Annotated in this window: 15 protein-coding genes; 4 read left to right on the top strand and 11 right to left on the bottom strand. The window is 60.9% G+C overall.

Annotated elements, in window-relative coordinates:
- Position 1 precedes the first annotated feature (1 nt).
- From NCT04_RS22525 to NCT04_RS22490, 8 genes are all read right to left on the bottom strand, one after another.
- Positions 2-1156, bottom strand: coding sequence for a transporter substrate-binding domain-containing protein (locus NCT04_RS22525; protein WP_244831077.1), 1155 nt, complete (start codon positions 1154-1156; stop codon positions 2-4).
- Positions 1157-1230: 74 nt separating this feature from the next.
- Positions 1231-2217 carry an acetamidase/formamidase family protein gene (locus NCT04_RS22520; protein ID WP_250467791.1) on the bottom strand — a complete coding sequence of 329 codons (987 nt, stop codon included), beginning with the start codon at positions 2215-2217 and terminating at the stop codon, positions 1231-1233.
- A gap of 13 nt (positions 2218-2230) precedes the next feature.
- Complete coding sequence (locus tag NCT04_RS22515) at positions 2231-2938, bottom strand: ABC transporter ATP-binding protein (RefSeq protein WP_250467790.1); 708 nt, start codon at positions 2936-2938, stop codon at positions 2231-2233.
- On the bottom strand, positions 2935-3645 hold the full coding sequence (locus NCT04_RS22510; protein WP_250467789.1) for an ABC transporter ATP-binding protein: 711 nt from the start codon (positions 3643-3645) through the stop codon (positions 2935-2937). The genes NCT04_RS22515 and NCT04_RS22510 overlap by 4 nt, the downstream gene beginning before the upstream one ends.
- On the bottom strand, positions 3642-4622 hold the full coding sequence (locus NCT04_RS22505; RefSeq protein WP_250468037.1) for a branched-chain amino acid ABC transporter permease: 981 nt from the start codon (positions 4620-4622) through the stop codon (positions 3642-3644). The genes NCT04_RS22510 and NCT04_RS22505 overlap by 4 nt, the downstream gene beginning before the upstream one ends.
- A 66-nt stretch (positions 4623-4688) precedes the next feature.
- On the bottom strand, positions 4689-5558 hold the full coding sequence (locus tag NCT04_RS22500; RefSeq protein WP_250467788.1) for an ABC transporter permease subunit: 870 nt from the start codon (positions 5556-5558) through the stop codon (positions 4689-4691).
- A 63-nt stretch (positions 5559-5621) separates the two neighbouring features.
- Positions 5622-6854, bottom strand: a complete 1233-nt coding sequence (locus NCT04_RS22495) for an urea ABC transporter substrate-binding protein (RefSeq protein ID WP_250467787.1) — start codon at positions 6852-6854, stop codon at positions 5622-5624.
- A 181-nt stretch (positions 6855-7035) separates the two neighbouring features.
- The gene (locus NCT04_RS22490; protein WP_250467786.1) at positions 7036-8778 is read right to left on the bottom strand and encodes an IlvD/Edd family dehydratase; all 1743 of its coding nucleotides are present in this window, start codon (positions 8776-8778) and stop codon (positions 7036-7038) included.
- 321 nt (positions 8779-9099) lie between these two features.
- Between NCT04_RS22490 and NCT04_RS22485 the strand changes: the two genes are divergently transcribed.
- From NCT04_RS22485 to NCT04_RS22470, 4 genes are read left to right on the top strand one after another with little or no spacing between them, the layout of a single operon-like run.
- Positions 9100-10206: a sugar ABC transporter substrate-binding protein gene (locus NCT04_RS22485; protein ID WP_244831070.1), complete on the top strand. Its 1107-nt coding sequence runs from the start codon at positions 9100-9102 to the stop codon at positions 10204-10206.
- Positions 10206-11219, top strand: coding sequence for an ABC transporter permease (locus tag NCT04_RS22480; protein ID WP_244831930.1), 1014 nt, complete (start codon positions 10206-10208; stop codon positions 11217-11219). Before NCT04_RS22485 ends, NCT04_RS22480 begins: the two co-directional genes overlap by 1 nt.
- Positions 11216-12004, top strand: coding sequence for an ATP-binding cassette domain-containing protein (locus tag NCT04_RS22475; protein WP_244831069.1), 789 nt, complete (start codon positions 11216-11218; stop codon positions 12002-12004). The genes NCT04_RS22480 and NCT04_RS22475 overlap by 4 nt, the downstream gene beginning before the upstream one ends.
- Before the next feature lie 60 nt (positions 12005-12064).
- Positions 12065-12808 carry a FadR/GntR family transcriptional regulator gene (locus NCT04_RS22470; protein WP_244831068.1) on the top strand — a complete coding sequence of 248 codons (744 nt, stop codon included), beginning with the start codon at positions 12065-12067 and terminating at the stop codon, positions 12806-12808.
- On the opposite strand, the gene NCT04_RS22465 is transcribed toward NCT04_RS22470, so the two are convergent.
- The 3 genes from NCT04_RS22465 to NCT04_RS22455 form a co-directional block, all read right to left on the bottom strand.
- Positions 12805-13125, bottom strand: a complete 321-nt coding sequence (locus tag NCT04_RS22465; protein ID WP_250467785.1) for a DUF1330 domain-containing protein — start codon at positions 13123-13125, stop codon at positions 12805-12807. The two genes, NCT04_RS22470 and NCT04_RS22465, sit on opposite strands and share 4 nt — an antisense overlap.
- Positions 13126-13215: 90 nt before the next feature.
- A complete protein-coding gene (locus NCT04_RS22460; protein ID WP_250467784.1) occupies positions 13216-14022 on the bottom strand; it encodes a family 1 encapsulin nanocompartment shell protein in 807 nt (268 codons plus the stop codon).
- Position 14023: 1 nt separating this feature from the next.
- Positions 14024-15073, bottom strand: coding sequence for a Dyp-type peroxidase (locus tag NCT04_RS22455; protein WP_250467783.1), 1050 nt, complete (start codon positions 15071-15073; stop codon positions 14024-14026).
- Positions 15074-15093: the final 20 nt, after the last annotated feature.

The following is a 15093-nucleotide window of genomic DNA, read 5'->3' as shown; positions in this document are numbered from 1 at the left end:
GTCAGTAGTCCCGCAAGCTCAGCTTGGTCACCCAATCGCCGAGCGTCTGGTGCGTCATATAAGGATCGGGCGCGACCGCGATCTTCGACTCGCGCAACACGCTGAAGTGACCGTCTTCATTCGCACGGCCAATACGCGGATACAACGCCATATGATGATTCACCGGGTCGATACGCACGCGTCCCTGCGGTGCCGCATACTCCGCGCCGAGCAGATGCGGCATGATCGTGCCGATCTCGTCCGAGCCCGCGCGCGCGCAGGCTTCGGCGAACATGTGCATCTGATAGTACGCAGCCTCCCAGTTCATGTCGGTGGGTGTATCGGCGCCAAAGCGCGTCTGATGATGACGCACGGCGGCGTGATTCTCCGGCGTATCGATGCTTTGAAAATAAGGCGCGGCCGTGTAGTGTCCTTGTGCGATTCCTCGTTCCATTGCATGAATCTCGGTCTCGGACGTGTTGAGGCTGGCAATGGGCATCACCGCGGGATCGAGGCCGGCGCGCGCATAGGCTTCGTAGAGATACGGCACCGTGGCGCCGATCAGCGTGCAAAAAATCCAGTCGGGCGATTTGCGTTTGATGTCCGCGATGACTTCGGCGAACGGCTCGCGCGATACATCGAGCGGAAGATAACGTTCACCGAGAATCGCGCCTTCCGGATGCTGCAACAGCAACTCCTGCATCGTGCGGTTGCACTCATACGGATAGACATAGCGCGAGCCGACCATATACACACGCGCACCGAACGTCTCCGTCATGAAGTCGGCCAACTGCACGCCATTTTGATTCGGCGATGCCCCGCTATAAATGATGTTGTCCGAATACTCGAAGCCTTCATACTGCTGCGAATAAATGAGCAGACGATTGTGCTTCTCGACCACCGGCAACATGGCCTTGCGGCTCGTGGACGTGTAACCGCCGAAGATCACGTTCACGCCGTCTTTCATGATGAGCCATTCCGCCCGCTCTCTGAATGCCGCTGGGTCGGACGCGGGATCGTAATGAACCGCCACGAGTTCGCGCCCGCCAATGCCACCGCACGCGTTGATCTCGGCCATTGCAAGCGCGGCCCCGCGCCATTGCGAACGTTCGAGCAGTGCAGTCGCGCCGCTCGTGGAAGAAAGCAGGCCCACTTTGATGGGATCGGACAAAGCCATAGCGTGACACGCTCACCGGAAATGTACGGACGCGCAACGCGTGAACTCGAGCGTCGCACGCCTTTATTTGAGTGTTATTTCAGGTAGCGCTTCGCGACCATGGCGCCCACCGTGTATTTCGGATCGACGAAGTTGCCGAGCCGAACCTTGCCTACCTGACTCAGCATCATATATGCATCCCACTTGTCGAAGCCATATTCGGCGGCCATCCACAACACGAGCTCACGGTACGCAATGCGCGTGGCGTCTTCCAACGGACGCGCACTACCGATACTCATCAGCGCGTCTTCGTTTTCGAGTCGCGGCCAATCGATCTTCCAGCCCTTGATGAGATCGACGCGCACCGTCGTCGTGCTTCGATACTCCACCGCCGTGCCGCACACTTCGCCATCGCCCTGGCAGGCGTGTGCATCGCCGATAAAAAGCCGTCCGCCTGGCGAGCGCACCGGCAAGTAGGTGATGCTGCCTGGCCCCATGTCGGGCACATCCATGTTGCCGCCGTGCGAATCCGGCGTGAGCGAGTTGATGGAGTCGATCTCCGGCGAAAGACTCAAGGTGCCGATATGCGGCTTGTACGGCAACGTATTGCGCTTGCTCCAATAGACGTTCTCTTCGTCGATCTTGATCTTGCGCACGATCTCGGGCAGCGGCTCGTTGAGAAGCGCCGTGTAGTCCGTGCCCGTGAGGCCGCCGAAGTTGGGGATCATGCAGCAGAAGCCGTGCGGGTCGTCACCGCGCGGCGACATCTTTTCGATGTACACGGCCACCACGTCGCCCTTCTCCGCGCCTTCTATCATGACGGGTCCGTTCTGCGGATTGAGAAACGGCACAGTCAGCAGTTCGGATGGCTTGTCGGTCTCTTCCTTGATCTTGCCTTCGAAGGCATCGCGCGTTTCAACCACGATACGGTCGCCCGGTTTCACATGCAGCACCGGTTGCGAATAAGGACCGATGGTGTAGTGGAACGTCTGCTGCAACTCTTCCGTGAGATGGTGCTCAACCGGCTCGCGGCTCGCGCCGACGCCACGTTTCATCATGATCGAATCTTCAAGCCATTTCATGTCTGATGCTCCTTCACAGTGCCAGATACTGGCGAATCAGTTGTTCGTCTCCGAGTTGCGCCGGGCTCAGGGTATCGACTATGCGGCCCTTGTCCATCACGCAGCAGCGCGACGCAATGCGCTCTACCATGCCCATGTCCTGCTCGACCAGCAATACGCCGATACGCGCCTCCCGCGCAATCTGTTGAATGGTGTCGCCGATGAGCGTGACGATCGACGGTTGAATGCCCTCGGACGGCTCATCGAGCAACAACACCTTGGGCGCGCTGATCAACGCGCGCGCAATCGCCAGTTGCTGTTGTTCGCCGCCGCTCATGGTGCCCGCCCTTTGCCGGTAACGCGCCTTGAGAATCGGAAAGTACTCGACGACTTTCGCTTTCATCTCGGCGGCCTGCGCGCGATTGGCCTGTGCACCGACCTGCAGGTTCTCGGCCACGGTCAACATGCCGAATATCTCGCGCCCTTGCGGCACATAACCGATGCCTTGCTGCGCTCGCACGTAAGGCTTCGCATGCCCGAGCTCGACGCCATCGAGCGCAATGCTTCCCGCGCTCAACGGCACGAGTCCGATCAACGCGCGCATCAACGTGGTCTTGCCCACGCCGTTGCGGCCGATCATTGCGAGCACTTCGCCGCGTTCTATGCCGAAGGACACGCTATTCAACACGCGTCCGCCGCCATAGCCGCCTTCCACGCCCGATACCTCGAAGAAGGCGCTCATTGCTTCTTCCCCAGATAAACCTCGGCAACATCGTCGCGCGCGAGGATTTCATCGAGCGGACCATCGGCGAGAAGGCGTCCGCCGTGCAGCACGCTCACGCGCGTTGCGATCTGCTTCACGAAGGTCATGTCGTGTTCGACGACCATCATCGTGAGACCATCGTCGCGTAGTTGCTTGATGAGTTCGCCCGTCGCGTGCGTCTCTTCCACCGACATGCCGGCCACGGGTTCATCGAGAAAGAGTAGCTTCGGGCGCAGCGATACGGCCATCGCTATTTCAAGCCATTGCTTCTTGCCGTGCGAAAGATTGCGCGCCGGTACATGCTCTTCCTGCGCGAGCAAGAAGCGCTGCAAGAGTTCGTCGATGCTCTCGGGCCTGTCATCTTTCGCGCGATGCAGCGACAGTTGCAGATGCTGGCGCACGGTGAGGTCCGGGAACACGCCGGGTATCTGAAACTTGATGCTCATGCCCATGCGTATGCGCTCATGCGGCAACACATGGTTCATGTCGCGGCCGAGAAAATACACGCTGCCGTCCGATGGTCTATGTTCACCGGTGATGAGCTTGAAGAACGTGCTCTTGCCCGCGCCATTGGGACCGATCACGCAACGTATCTCGCCCGCGTCGATCTGAAAGTCGATACCGTTGATCACGTGCGCGCCGCCGAAGTGCTTCTTGAGCGCGCGCGTTTCGAGTAAGGCCGTCAAGATTTGCTCTCCTTGTGCGCATTGATCGCGCCATGCGAATGCGTCCGGTCGCGGTCGAAGAGTCGTCGCAGCAACTTCGCCGACGATGGCAGCAAGCCTTCGGGCGCCGCGAGCACGACGATCAGCAGGATCGCACCCATCAGAATGAGCGCGTACTGGCTGCCGTACACCGCGAGGTTTTGCGAGAGCCACACGAGGAATGCAGTGCCGATGATCGCGCCGCCGATGCTCTGCCTGCCCGCGGTAGCCACCCAGATGACGGGCATTGCGGCTGCGGTGAGTCCCATCGTCGATGGCGTGATATAGGACCCCCAGATCGTATAGAGCGCACCGGACAGGCCGCCGAGCGTGGAGCCGAATACGAAGATCATCCACTGATGCCGGCGGATATCCACGCCCAGCATTTCCGCGCGCTGCGGGTTCTCGCGGATCGCGACGAGCGTGAGTCCGAAGGTTCCGTCGAGCAGGCGTTTAGCGATCGCATACACGATCAGCAGCAATACCAGCACGAGGTAATAGAAGCTCGCGTTCTCCAGCGTGAGCGTGCCGCCGGGCCACGGAATGGTGAGCTGCGGCATGCCGCCCATGCCGTTGTAGCCGTTGAGCGGTGCCTGTCCTATGGTCCATTGCGGCCCCGCCGTCTGCGCCATGAACGTTTCGAGCACGAGCGTGACCGACAAGGTCACGATGCCGATGAACACACCCTTGATGCGCCCGTAGAAGATCATGTAGCCGATCAAGGCGGCCACCACCACGCTCACCAGCAAGCCGACGATCACGCCGAGCCACGACTGATACCAGTAGTCGCCGAAGTTGAGCGTAAAGACGCCATACGTATAGCCCGAAAGCCCGAAGAACGCGGTCTGTCCGAACGAGAGAATGCCGCCGTGGCCCCACATCGCCGCAAGTCCGACCGCGCTGAAAGCCCACACGAGACAGTAGGCGAGATTGCCGCTTGCGGTGGCGTCGATCACCATCGGCAAGCAAAATGCGACGAGCCACGGCAGACACTTCAATGCGATTGATTTGTTCACACGAGGCTCCTAACGCAAGCGGGTGAACAGATTGCCGAGGCCTTGCGGCATCAGCCGGATGACGACGATCACCGTCACCAGCAAGCCGATCTGCCCGAACAACTGACCATACGATGCAGTGAGCGCCGTCTGTATCACCGCGAGCACGGCAGCGGCAGGCGTGGTGCCCGCAATGACGTTGGCGCCGCCGACCACCACCGAGACGAACGCCTGCACGATGAAGTTGCTGCCCATCGTGGGCACGGCGGTCATGGTCGGTGCATAGAGCGCGCCGGTCAGCCCCGCGAGCCCCGCACCGAGCGCGAAGGTCAGCGTGTAGAGCCGGTCCGTGCGCAAGCCGAGACATTGCGCGATGTTCGCGTTCTGTATGGTGGCCCGTGCGCAGACGCCATAGTTGGTCTTGAAGAACAGGAGGTACAACGCGAACAGAATCACGAGCGCGATCACCGGCAGGACGGCGCGATACACCGAGAACGAGTATTCGCCGACATAGAACGATCCGAACGGCGTGCCGATGCCTTCTATCGACGGCCCGGCGACCAGCAGCATGGTCTGTTGCACGATAAGGCTGATGGCCCACGTCGCGACCACCGAATCGAAGAGACGGTCGTAGAGATGACGTATCACCAGACGTTCGATGACGACGCCCGCTATCGCAGCGGCGATCGCGCCGAGCAGCATCGCGAGCGGTAAGGGTACGCCGCGCTTCGCCGCGATGATCGTCACATACGCGCCGCACATGATGAATTCGCCATGCGCAAGGTTGATCACGCCCATCATGCCGAAGATCACGGCAAGACCGAGCGCTGCGAGCACGAGATAAGCGAAGCTGTCGCCGAATTGATAAACGAGCGAATAAAGTACGAACACCGTGGCCATGAATGCGTCACCCAGGTTGCCGGCGCGTTTCGCTCGTGACGAGCGGCGCGCCGTTTCCTCAACTTACGACTTCTTCGGCAGATTCGTCGGCGTGTACTGACGATGATCCGGCTTGTTCGGCAGATCGCAGCCGACCTTGCCCAGCCAGTAAGGCTGCACGTCGTCCCATACTTTCGGAATGTCGACCGAGTGATCGTCCTTCACATGCACGAGGTAGATCGTGTGGCTCACGTGATGGCTCTTCGGATCGATACACACCTTGCCCTGCGCGCCTTCCGTGCAGATGCCGCTTTCCAGCGCCTTCTGCACCGCCGCCTGATCAGTGGTCTTGGCCTTTTCAGCCGCCGCCTTGTACAGATAGATGGCGTCGTAAGCGTTGGCCGCTTCCTGGTTGATATACGGCTCGTTCGGGAACTTGGCGTGGAAGCGCTTCTTGAAGTCGTTGCTCGCGGGGGTATCGACTTCCTCGACATAATTCGCCGTCACGTACATGTCCTTGAGCGCGGGCGGTTTGAAGCGCTTGTGCTCGTAGGCCTGGCCCACGTTGACCGAACTCGCCATCGGCAAGTTCAGATGCGCGGGCGCTTGCTGCTCGTAATAAGAAGCCTGATTGGCGCCCACCAGCAAGGTCACGACGAAGTCGGGCTTGGCCTTCTGAATGTTCTGAATGGTCTGGCCGAACTGCGAAACAGAAAGCGGAATGAATTCCTCGCCGACCATCGTGCCGCCATTTTCCTTGACGATATTGCGCACCCATTCCGCCGAGATCTGGCCGAAGTTATAGTCGGCCGCGATGGTGTACACCTTCTTGCCGAACTTCTGCATCATCCACGGCAGCAAGGTCGAGAACTGCTGTTCGGGAACGGCGCCCGTGACGAATGTGGTGCTGTCGCAGACGCCGCCTTCGTACTGGTTATCGTAGAAATAAAGTTGCTTGGCGCGGTCCATGATCGGACGAATGGCCTCGCGCGACGCGCTGGAGAACGCGCCGAAAATCACGTCGGGTTTGTCGGTCTGAACGAGCCGCCGTGCAAGCTCCTGGAACTTCGTATTGTCGGACTGCGTGTCATACGCGATCAACGTGATGGGGCGCCCGAGAATGCCGCCCTTTGCGTTGATTTCATCGACGGCGAGTTGCGTCGCGTGGATCTTCGGGATGGTCGCAAGCGCAAAGTTGCCCGAAGCATCTTCGAGCAAGCCGATTTTCACGGGGTCCGCCGCGCTGGCAGCAAGCGACGAGAGACCAAGTCCTGCAAGCAGGGCCAGACGCATCCAGCCAGACGGCTTTGGCAACATTGAGGTTCTCCAGGAAAACAGACAAAAAAAGCCCCCTGACGAACGCACGGTTCGTCAGGGGGCTTCTACGCCGGGTCCTCAGGCGGACATCGTTGTCGGGCCGTAAGGAATGGAGTCGATACTAGTGCGCCGAAATTCGCGTTGTCAACGAGAAATCAAAATAGTTCGGTGCGCTTCGTGTCTAGTGCGAGTGACGCGGCACCTCCGCGCCCCGGCAGCCCACGAGAAAGTCGAAGTCACAGCCTTCGTCGGCTTGCAGCACATGATCGACATAGAGCTTGCGATAACCGCTATGGTCCGCGGGCGTCTCGGTCTTCGCCGCCTTCCATGCTTCGAGCCGAGTGTTGATTTCCGCTTCGTCGATATCGATACGCAGCACGCCCTGCATGGCATCGAGCTCGATCCAGTCGCCGTTGCGCACGATAGCCAGCGGACCGCCCGCGCGCGCTTCCGGTGCAACGTGCAGCACGACGGTGCCATAAGCGGTGCCGCTCATGCGAGCATCGGATACGCGCACCATGTCGGTCACGCCTTGCGCGAGAATCTTGGGCGGCAAACCCATGTTGCCGACTTCAGCCATGCCCGGATAACCCTTCGGTCCACAGTTCTTCATCACGAGCACGGAGTCTTCCGTGACCTCGAGTTCGGGATCGGCAATTCTCTGCTTGTAGTCGTCGAAGTTTTCGAACACGACCGCGCGTCCGCGATGCTTGAGTAACGACGCCGTCGCCGCCGACGGCTTCAGCACCGCGCCATTGGGCGCGAGATTGCCGCGCAGCACGCACAGGCCGCCGTCTTCCACGAGCGGTTTGTCGAGCGGCCGGATGACTTCGTCGTTATAGAGCGGCGCTTCCCTGCAGTTCTCCCAGATTGTGTGGCCATTCGCGGTGAGCGCGTTTGGATGCGGCAGCAAATTCGCTTCGCCAAGGCGCCGCAGCACCGCAGGCAAGCCGCCCGCGTAATAAAACTCCTCCATCAGAAAGCGGCCCGATGGCTGAAGGTCGACGAGCGTGGGCGTGCCGCGTCCGACGCGCGTCCAGTCGTCGAGTTGTAGATCGACGCCAATGCGCCCGGCAATCGCTTTCAAGTGAATGGCCGCATTGGTCGAACCGCCAATGGCCGCGTTCGCGCGGATGGCGTTCTCGAATGCTTCACGCGTGAGGAGCTTCGACAGTCGCAAGTCTTCGAGCGCCATGGTGACGACACGCATGCCGGACAAATGCGCGAGCACATAGCGGCGTGCATCGACGGCAGGAATCGCGGCGTTGTGCGGCAAGGTCACGCCGAGCGCTTCGGCCATGCACGCCATGGTCGATGCGGTGCCCATGGTGTTGCAGGTGCCCGCCGAACGCGACATGCCCGCTTCCGCCGACATGAATTCGTGAATCGATATCTTGCCCGCCTTCACTTGCTCGCTCAGCTGCCACACGACCGTGCCCGAGCCGATGTCGCGCCCGTGATGCTTGCCGTTCAACATCGGCCCGCCCGACACGACGATGGCCGGCACGTCGCAACTCGCCGCGCCCATCAGAAGCGCGGGCGTGGTCTTGTCGCAACCGACGAGCAGCACGACCGCATCGACCGGATTGCCGCGAATGGCTTCCTCGACATCCATGCTCGCGAGATTGCGTGTGAACATGGCCGTGGGACGCAGGTTCGATTCGCCATTCGAAAACACCGGAAACTCGACGGGAAAACCGCCCGCCTCGAATACGCCGCGCTTCACGTGCTCGGCGAGCTTGCGGAAGTGCGCATTGCACGGCGTTAGTTCGGACCACGTATTACATATGCCGATGATCGGCTTGCCTTCGAACTCGTGACCCGGAATGCCCTGGTTCTTCATCCAGCTTCGATACATGAAGCCGTTTTTGTCCGCGGTGCCGAACCAGGCGGCCGATCGAAGTTTACGTTTTGGCTCATCCATGTCTTTTACCCACTCTTTGAGAGATGCTGGAAATAGCATGACTATTGCGCTTCATCTTACCGGGAAAACGCTAATCGAAACGTGCGTGAACGCTGCATATAGTTTGGCTAATTCAACGAGAGGCGATGCTGCAGCGAAGCAAACCGAGTGCTTCGAGCTTCACCACGCCGAACCTGAGAGCGCGATGAATCGAAGAAATAGAACAACGTCGGAGTTGCACGAGCATCCCATCATTTGACGCAAACCCGCACCACTCACTATCTGAACATGATCGACGATCAGTCGACCCATCGACCAACGAGAAAGGGCTAGGAGGAAGACATGGCGCATGATTCAAAAGACGCGGAAGACAACAAGAGCACGATCAACAACGGCCGTCGCGGCCTCATGCAGGGTGCGGGTCTGGGAGCAGCGCTGTCGCTTCTCGGCGCGGCCGGCGGCGCGGGCGGATTGATCTCGTCGGCGCAGGCCGCGGAAACCGCATTTCCGCAGCACAAGAAATGGAAGATCGTGTTCGTCAATCACGTGACCACGAATCCTTTCTTCGTGCCAACGCAATACGGCATTCAGGACGCCTGTTCGCTGCTCGGCATGGATTATCAGTGGACGGGCTCCGCCACTTCGGATGCGGGCGAAATGGTGCGCGCGGTGAATTCCGCCATCGCGGCCAAGGCGGATGCCATCGCCGTTCCTATCGTCGATCCGACCGCCTTCGACAAGCCCATCCAGGCCGCGCTCGATGCGGGCATCGCCGTGTTCGCCTATAACGCCGATGCGCCGCGCGGCAAGACGAGCCCGCGCCTCGCGTACATCGGGCAGGACTTGTATCTCTCTGGCTATCAGATGGGCGAGCGTATTGCGAGTCTCGTCGACAGCGGCCTGGTGGCGCTTTTCATCGCGACGCCCGGACAGTTGAACATCCAGCCGCGCCTCGATGGCGCGAGCGACGCGATCAAGAAGTCCGGCAAGAAGATCGACGTTCAGACGGTCGCCACGGGCGCCACGGTCAACGAAGAGCTTTCGAAGATCAAGGCGTTTTATCTCGGCCATCAGGATCTGAAAGGCATGTTCGCGGTGGATGCAGGCAGCACGCAAGGCGTGGCGCAAGTGATGAAGGAGTCCAACCTGCCGTCGAAGGGCGTGCACGGCGGCGGCTTCGATCTGTTGCCCCAGACCGTCCAGTTGATTCACGAAGGCTTCCTCGATTTCACCATCGACCAGCAGCCTTATGTGCAGGGCTTTTATACGGTCGTGGAAGCGTTCACGTTCCTGGCTTCCGGTGGACTTGTCGGGCCGGCCAACATCAACACGGGCCTGAAGTTCGTCACCAAGGGCACGGTCGAGCCGTATCTCAACACGTCGACGCGCTATGAAGGCAAGTCGACCAAGCCGCAGATCGTGCCGATGAACGGCGCGATCAAATCATGATGAACGCGGTCAACGAACCGCAGAAGACACAAGCTCCCGCGCGCGTTCCACGGCCGCGCGGGGCCTTGTTGTCGAACTGGGCGGCGGAGTTGCGCATCCTGCTCGTGGCCGTGCTGTTGTGCGCGTACTTTCAGGTCATCAATCACGACTTCCTGTTGAGCAACGCGAGTCTCGTCAACCTCTCGCAGTTCATCGCGCCGGTGGCGATCATTGCGTTCGGCGAAGTGATGCTGATGATCGGCGGCGACATCGATCTGTCGGCGGGCATGGTGTTCGCCTTCGCGCCTTTCATGATGGTGTTCGCCAACGACGCGGGCGCGCCCATGTGGCTCGCGGTGATCGCGGGACTCGTCGCGGCGGCGATCATCGGCTTCGTGAATGGCGCGGTGACGGTATGGCTGCGCCTGCCTTCATTCGTCACCACGCTCGGCACGCTGTTTCTCATCAACGGCATCACCTTGACGCTTTCACGCGGCACGCCGGTGGCTACGCCGGGCGAACCGGGCTTCGCTGCCGTGATGGGCGGATGGGGCTATAGCGAGATCATCTGGACAGTGGCGATAGGCTTCGTCATGCACGTGCTGTTACGTCATACGCGATGGGGACTGCATACGCAGGCGGCCGGCGCGAACGCCATTGGCGCGAGCGAGGCCGGAATTCAGGTGAACCGCTTGCGGCTCGGAAACTTCGTTCTCGCCGCAGTGCTCGCGGGCTTCACGGGCATTCTCGAGGGCTACCGCATTACGTCCATCGACCCGCAAGCAGGCGGCAACCAGATCATGTTTCTGGCCGTCGCGGCGGCCGTGATCGGCGGCACGCCACTGACCGGCGGCTCGGGCACCATCGTGGGCGGGCTCATCGGCGCGGCCGTGCTGGGCATTCTGAACGATGGCTTTACGCTCATCGGCATCAACGCGTTCACGTTCAACATCATTCTGGGCGCCGCCATTCTCGCCGCGATGATCTTCAACATCCATATCGGCCGCGTTCGCCGCAAGGGAGGCCGGGTATGAGCGATGTTTTGCAAACCGCCCCGGCGAGCTATGCGCTGCGTGGCGACAACCTCGTCAAGCGCTTCGGCGCGGTGACGGCGCTCGATGGCGTGTCGTTCTCGCTCGGCTCGGGCGAAATTCTTGGCGTGCTCGGCGACAACGGCGCGGGCAAGTCCACGCTCGTCAAAATACTCACGGGCTACCATCAGCAGACCGATGGAAAGCTCGAGATACACGGTGAAGAAACCTTGCTGCGCTCGGTCGATCATGCGCGTTCGCTCGGTATCGAATGTGTGTATCAGGATCTCGCGCTCGCGAATTCGCTGAGCATCTATCACAACATGTTCCTGAATCGCGAGATCGTGAAGCCGGGCCCGTTTCGTCTGCTCGATCACAAGCAGATGCGCGAGCGCGCCGCGCAATGTCTCGACGATATCGGCGTGCATGTGCCTTCCGTCGATCTGCCTGTGGAGCGTCTTTCGGGCGGCCAACGTCAGGCTATAGCGGTGGCGCGCGCCGTCAATTCGAACGCGAAGATTCTGTTGCTCGACGAACCGCTCGCCGCCATGGGCGCACGCGAGGCTGCGCTCATCATCGATCTCGTCTTGCGTCTGAAGGAGAAAGGCGGCCTGTCGATCATCATGATCATGCACAACTACGCGCAGACGCTCGATATCGCCGATCGCATCATCCTGATGCAACGCGGACGCGTGACGTATGAGCAGCGCAGCGCGAATACGTCGGTGGCGGAGCTGATGGAAATCGTGCGGCGGGAATATCGCGCGATGCGGGCGACCACCGCGTAGCGGACGCAACGGACGCAACGGACGCAACGGGCGCGACTTCAGGACATCGGCCGGATCGATATGGACTACCGGAACCCGGCGAAACGCAAGAGCATGCACGGACGGATCGTGCAGGAACTCGGCATGCAGATCGTGAGCGGCGTGTTCGCGCCGGGACAACGTCTGCCTGCCGAGCCCGCGCTCTGCGAAACCTATGGCGTGAGCCGTCCCGTGCTGCGTGAGGCAACTCGCGTGCTGGTGGCGAAGGGACTCGTCGTCTCGAAGCCGCGCGTGGGCAGCGTGGTGCGTGCGCGCGACGAATGGCACATGCTCGATCCCGATGTGCTCGTCTGGACCGTCGGCAATCTCCGTGAAGGCGAGTTCTTTCGTTCGCTGATGACGGTGCGGCAGATCATCGAGCCTGCCGCTGCGGCGCTCGCCGCCATCTCTGCAACGAACGAGGATATCGAGCGTATCGGCGCGGCATATAAGAGCATGGAAGCCGCGCAGACCGCCGAAGAACTGCTCGAACCGGATCTGTATTTTCATCGCGCGATCATGTCCGCGACGCACAACGACATGCTCGCGTATATCGGCAATATGCTGTCGCTCGCGCTGTCGGAATCGATCAAGCTGACGAGCCGGCATCCGAACACGCATGCGCTGTCGCTGCCGCGGCACAAAGCCATTCTCACGGCAATAGCGCATCGCGATGCGCTCGCCGCGCGTCAGGCGAGCCTCGTGCAACTCAACCACGCGCGCGCCGATGCAACGTCCATTCTGGGCGGCGCAGCCCTGGAACCCGAGCGGCCGCTGTCGGGTTAAGTCAGGATGTCGGTCGCTTTGTGATCCCTATCCACGCCATCGATGAAGAACACCGCGCTGCTCGCGTGCTTCGTGCGTAGCGGCAGGATGCGTTGATAAGCGTCGGATTCGTACCAGGCGCGCACTTGCGCGAGATCGGGAAAGGCGATCACGATGAGATCGCCCCTCCACTCTCCCTCGCGCATTTCCGGGCGTTCACCGTGAATGATGAAGTGACCGTCGAAGGGCGCGAGCGTCGCATCGATCGCTTCCAGGTATTGAACGATATCCGCGCACATCTCGACTTCGTGCAGTTGGCCCACGGCGTATGCGGTCATTCGAATGTCTCCCGTTTGATGAGGTGAAGACATCTTCGCGTGCGCCGTGCCGTGCGTCGATTACCTGAGAGGTAAGGCGTGGCCCGCGCTTTAAGCCGATGCAGCGACCACCGCCACCGACGCCTCGCTCGTCAGCATCAGGAAGGTCAGCGTTTCGCGCAGATAGAGTTGCACGGTCGTGTCCGTATGGCTCGTATAGCCTATGGAGAGGTCCTGCCCGAGATGCAGTTCGTAGTCGCCACCGCGCGTGGAAAGCACGCAGCCGCCCTTGATGGCAGGCGCCCAGATGAGATCGCCATCCACTATGCGCTTGATATGCTGGATCACCGGATAGCCTTGATCGCTGGCTTCGGCGAGCGCCGTGTAGGCATCCGCGCCTAGCAGCACCGTGTACGGACCGTCCACGCCCGCAAGCCGCAATTTTTCGAGCGACTCGCTAATGGCACGCGGATAGTCGCTTACGTCGGCAGGCAGTGTCGTCGCGTCGTTGGACGATCCTTCGCGGATGCCCGTGATGTCCGCCGCGCCGAAACCATCGAAAATGGCGCTGTCTTCGGCGATAGCCAGTTCGCTTGCCGCCGTCTTCGCGGGCTGCCAGTCGCCGTCGTTCGAACCGCGCTCGACGCTGTCGATCGATTCGCGCTGCAACGTGAAAGGCACCGTCAGTTCGATGAGCGTCTTCACGTCGTAACGCTTCGCGCTTACGCCCTTGGCAGGCGATGCAATCGCCGTCTGATGTCCCGTTCCCACGCCCGAAAGATCGACACCACCGGGACCTTTCACATCCACCACGCGCCGGCCGGCAAGCGAGCGCTTGAAGGTGCGCGCCACTTCCGCTTCGATTTGCGACCATGCCGCGCTCGAAATGGGCGCGAGCTCGCGATGCAGGTTGTTCATGTCAGGACTGTCCTTTGAGTGAACCGATGTTCAGTGAGCCGTCCGCACGGCTCGGCGTTGCATCGGATGAAGACGACGATGACGATGCGGGCGCGGGTTGTGCGGCGGGATCGCGGTCGGCGAGTGCTTCGAGCAAGTCGGCCGACGGTACGAAGAACAAGCCGCCCGTGACGGCGTGACTGAAGTCGAGCAGCCGGTCGTAGTTGCCGGGCGGCCTGCCGACGAACATGTTCTCCATCATCTGCTCGGTGGGCGCAGGCGAACGCGCATAGCCGATGAAATACGTGCCGAACTCGCCCGCGCCGGGCCGTCCGAAGGCCATGTTGTGACGCAGGATTTTCACTTCCTGGCCGTTTTCATCGAGCGTGGTGAGCGAACTGTGCGAGCACGAGGGTTTCACCGCTGCGTCGAGTTCGATATCGGACAGCTTCTTGCGGCCGATGATCTTCTCCTGCTGCTCTACCGTCAGCGCGTTCCAAGCGGCCATTTTGTGCAGATACTTTTGCACGATCACATAGCTGCCGCCCGCAAATTCCGCATCTTCCTCACCGATGATCGCGAAGTGCTGCGCCGCGCGGCCCGATGGATTTTCGGTGCCATCCACGAAGCCGACCATATCGCGCAGATCGAAGTAACGGAAGCCGTGCACTTCATCGACGACAGTAACGGCATCGCCGAGTGCCTCGAGCATTTGCGCGGCAAGCTCGAAGCACAGGTCCATGTGGTCCGCGCGGATATGCAGCAGAATGTCGCCGGGCGTGGAAATGGCGCGCCGCTCGCCCGAACCGAACTCGCGGAACGGATGCAGCGCGGCCGGGCGTGGCGAGCCGAACAGCGAGTCCCAAATGTCGGAGCCGAAGCCGCACACGCAAGAGAGATTCGCGGTTGGAGCCCGCGTGCCAACTGCGCGGACCAGCGCGGCGATATCGCCGCACCAGGAGCGCACGGTGTCGCCGTGCTCGCGTCCGTGCGCCACCGTGGCGACGATAAAGATCGCGCTGCGCGAAATGGGGTTACAGACAGCTTGCGATTCCGGAATCTCGTTGGGCATCTGTTCTATTCGATTGCAAG

Origin of the sequence: Caballeronia sp. GAFFF2 (assembly GCF_023631485.1) — a bacterium.
In the GTDB taxonomy this organism is placed as follows: domain Bacteria; phylum Pseudomonadota; class Gammaproteobacteria; order Burkholderiales; family Burkholderiaceae; genus Caballeronia.
The sequence above is the reverse complement of the archived record's forward strand: the minus strand, read 5'-3'. Positions and strand labels throughout refer to the sequence as shown.

Bases quoted from the DNA above. Each gene is read 5' to 3' on its own strand.
- NCT04_RS22475 (WP_244831069.1), top strand. From the start codon at position 11,216: ATGAGCGATGTTTTGCAAACCGCCCCGGCGAGCTATGCGCTGCGTGGC.
- NCT04_RS22470 (WP_244831068.1), top strand. From the start codon at position 12,065: ATGGACTACCGGAACCCGGCGAAACGCAAGAGCATGCACGGACGGATC.
- NCT04_RS22465 (WP_250467785.1), bottom strand. From the start codon at position 13,125: ATGACCGCATACGCCGTGGGCCAACTGCACGAAGTCGAGATGTGCGCG.
- NCT04_RS22455 (WP_250467783.1), bottom strand. From the start codon at position 15,073: ATGCCCAACGAGATTCCGGAATCGCAAGCTGTCTGTAACCCCATTTCG.
- NCT04_RS22490 (WP_250467786.1), bottom strand. From the start codon at position 8,778: ATGGATGAGCCAAAACGTAAACTTCGATCGGCCGCCTGGTTCGGCACC.
- NCT04_RS22485 (WP_244831070.1), top strand. From the start codon at position 9,100: ATGGCGCATGATTCAAAAGACGCGGAAGACAACAAGAGCACGATCAAC.
- NCT04_RS22480 (WP_244831930.1), top strand. From the start codon at position 10,206: ATGAACGCGGTCAACGAACCGCAGAAGACACAAGCTCCCGCGCGCGTT.
- NCT04_RS22505 (WP_250468037.1), bottom strand. From the start codon at position 4,622: ATGGTGATCGACGCCACCGCAAGCGGCAATCTCGCCTACTGTCTCGTG.
- NCT04_RS22460 (WP_250467784.1), bottom strand. From the start codon at position 14,022: ATGAACAACCTGCATCGCGAGCTCGCGCCCATTTCGAGCGCGGCATGG.
- NCT04_RS22495 (WP_250467787.1), bottom strand. From the start codon at position 6,854: ATGTTGCCAAAGCCGTCTGGCTGGATGCGTCTGGCCCTGCTTGCAGGA.
- NCT04_RS22525 (WP_244831077.1), bottom strand. From the start codon at position 1,156: ATGGCTTTGTCCGATCCCATCAAAGTGGGCCTGCTTTCTTCCACGAGC.
- NCT04_RS22520 (WP_250467791.1), bottom strand. From the start codon at position 2,217: ATGAAATGGCTTGAAGATTCGATCATGATGAAACGTGGCGTCGGCGCG.
- NCT04_RS22515 (WP_250467790.1), bottom strand. From the start codon at position 2,938: ATGAGCGCCTTCTTCGAGGTATCGGGCGTGGAAGGCGGCTATGGCGGC.
- NCT04_RS22500 (WP_250467788.1), bottom strand. From the start codon at position 5,558: ATGGCCACGGTGTTCGTACTTTATTCGCTCGTTTATCAATTCGGCGAC.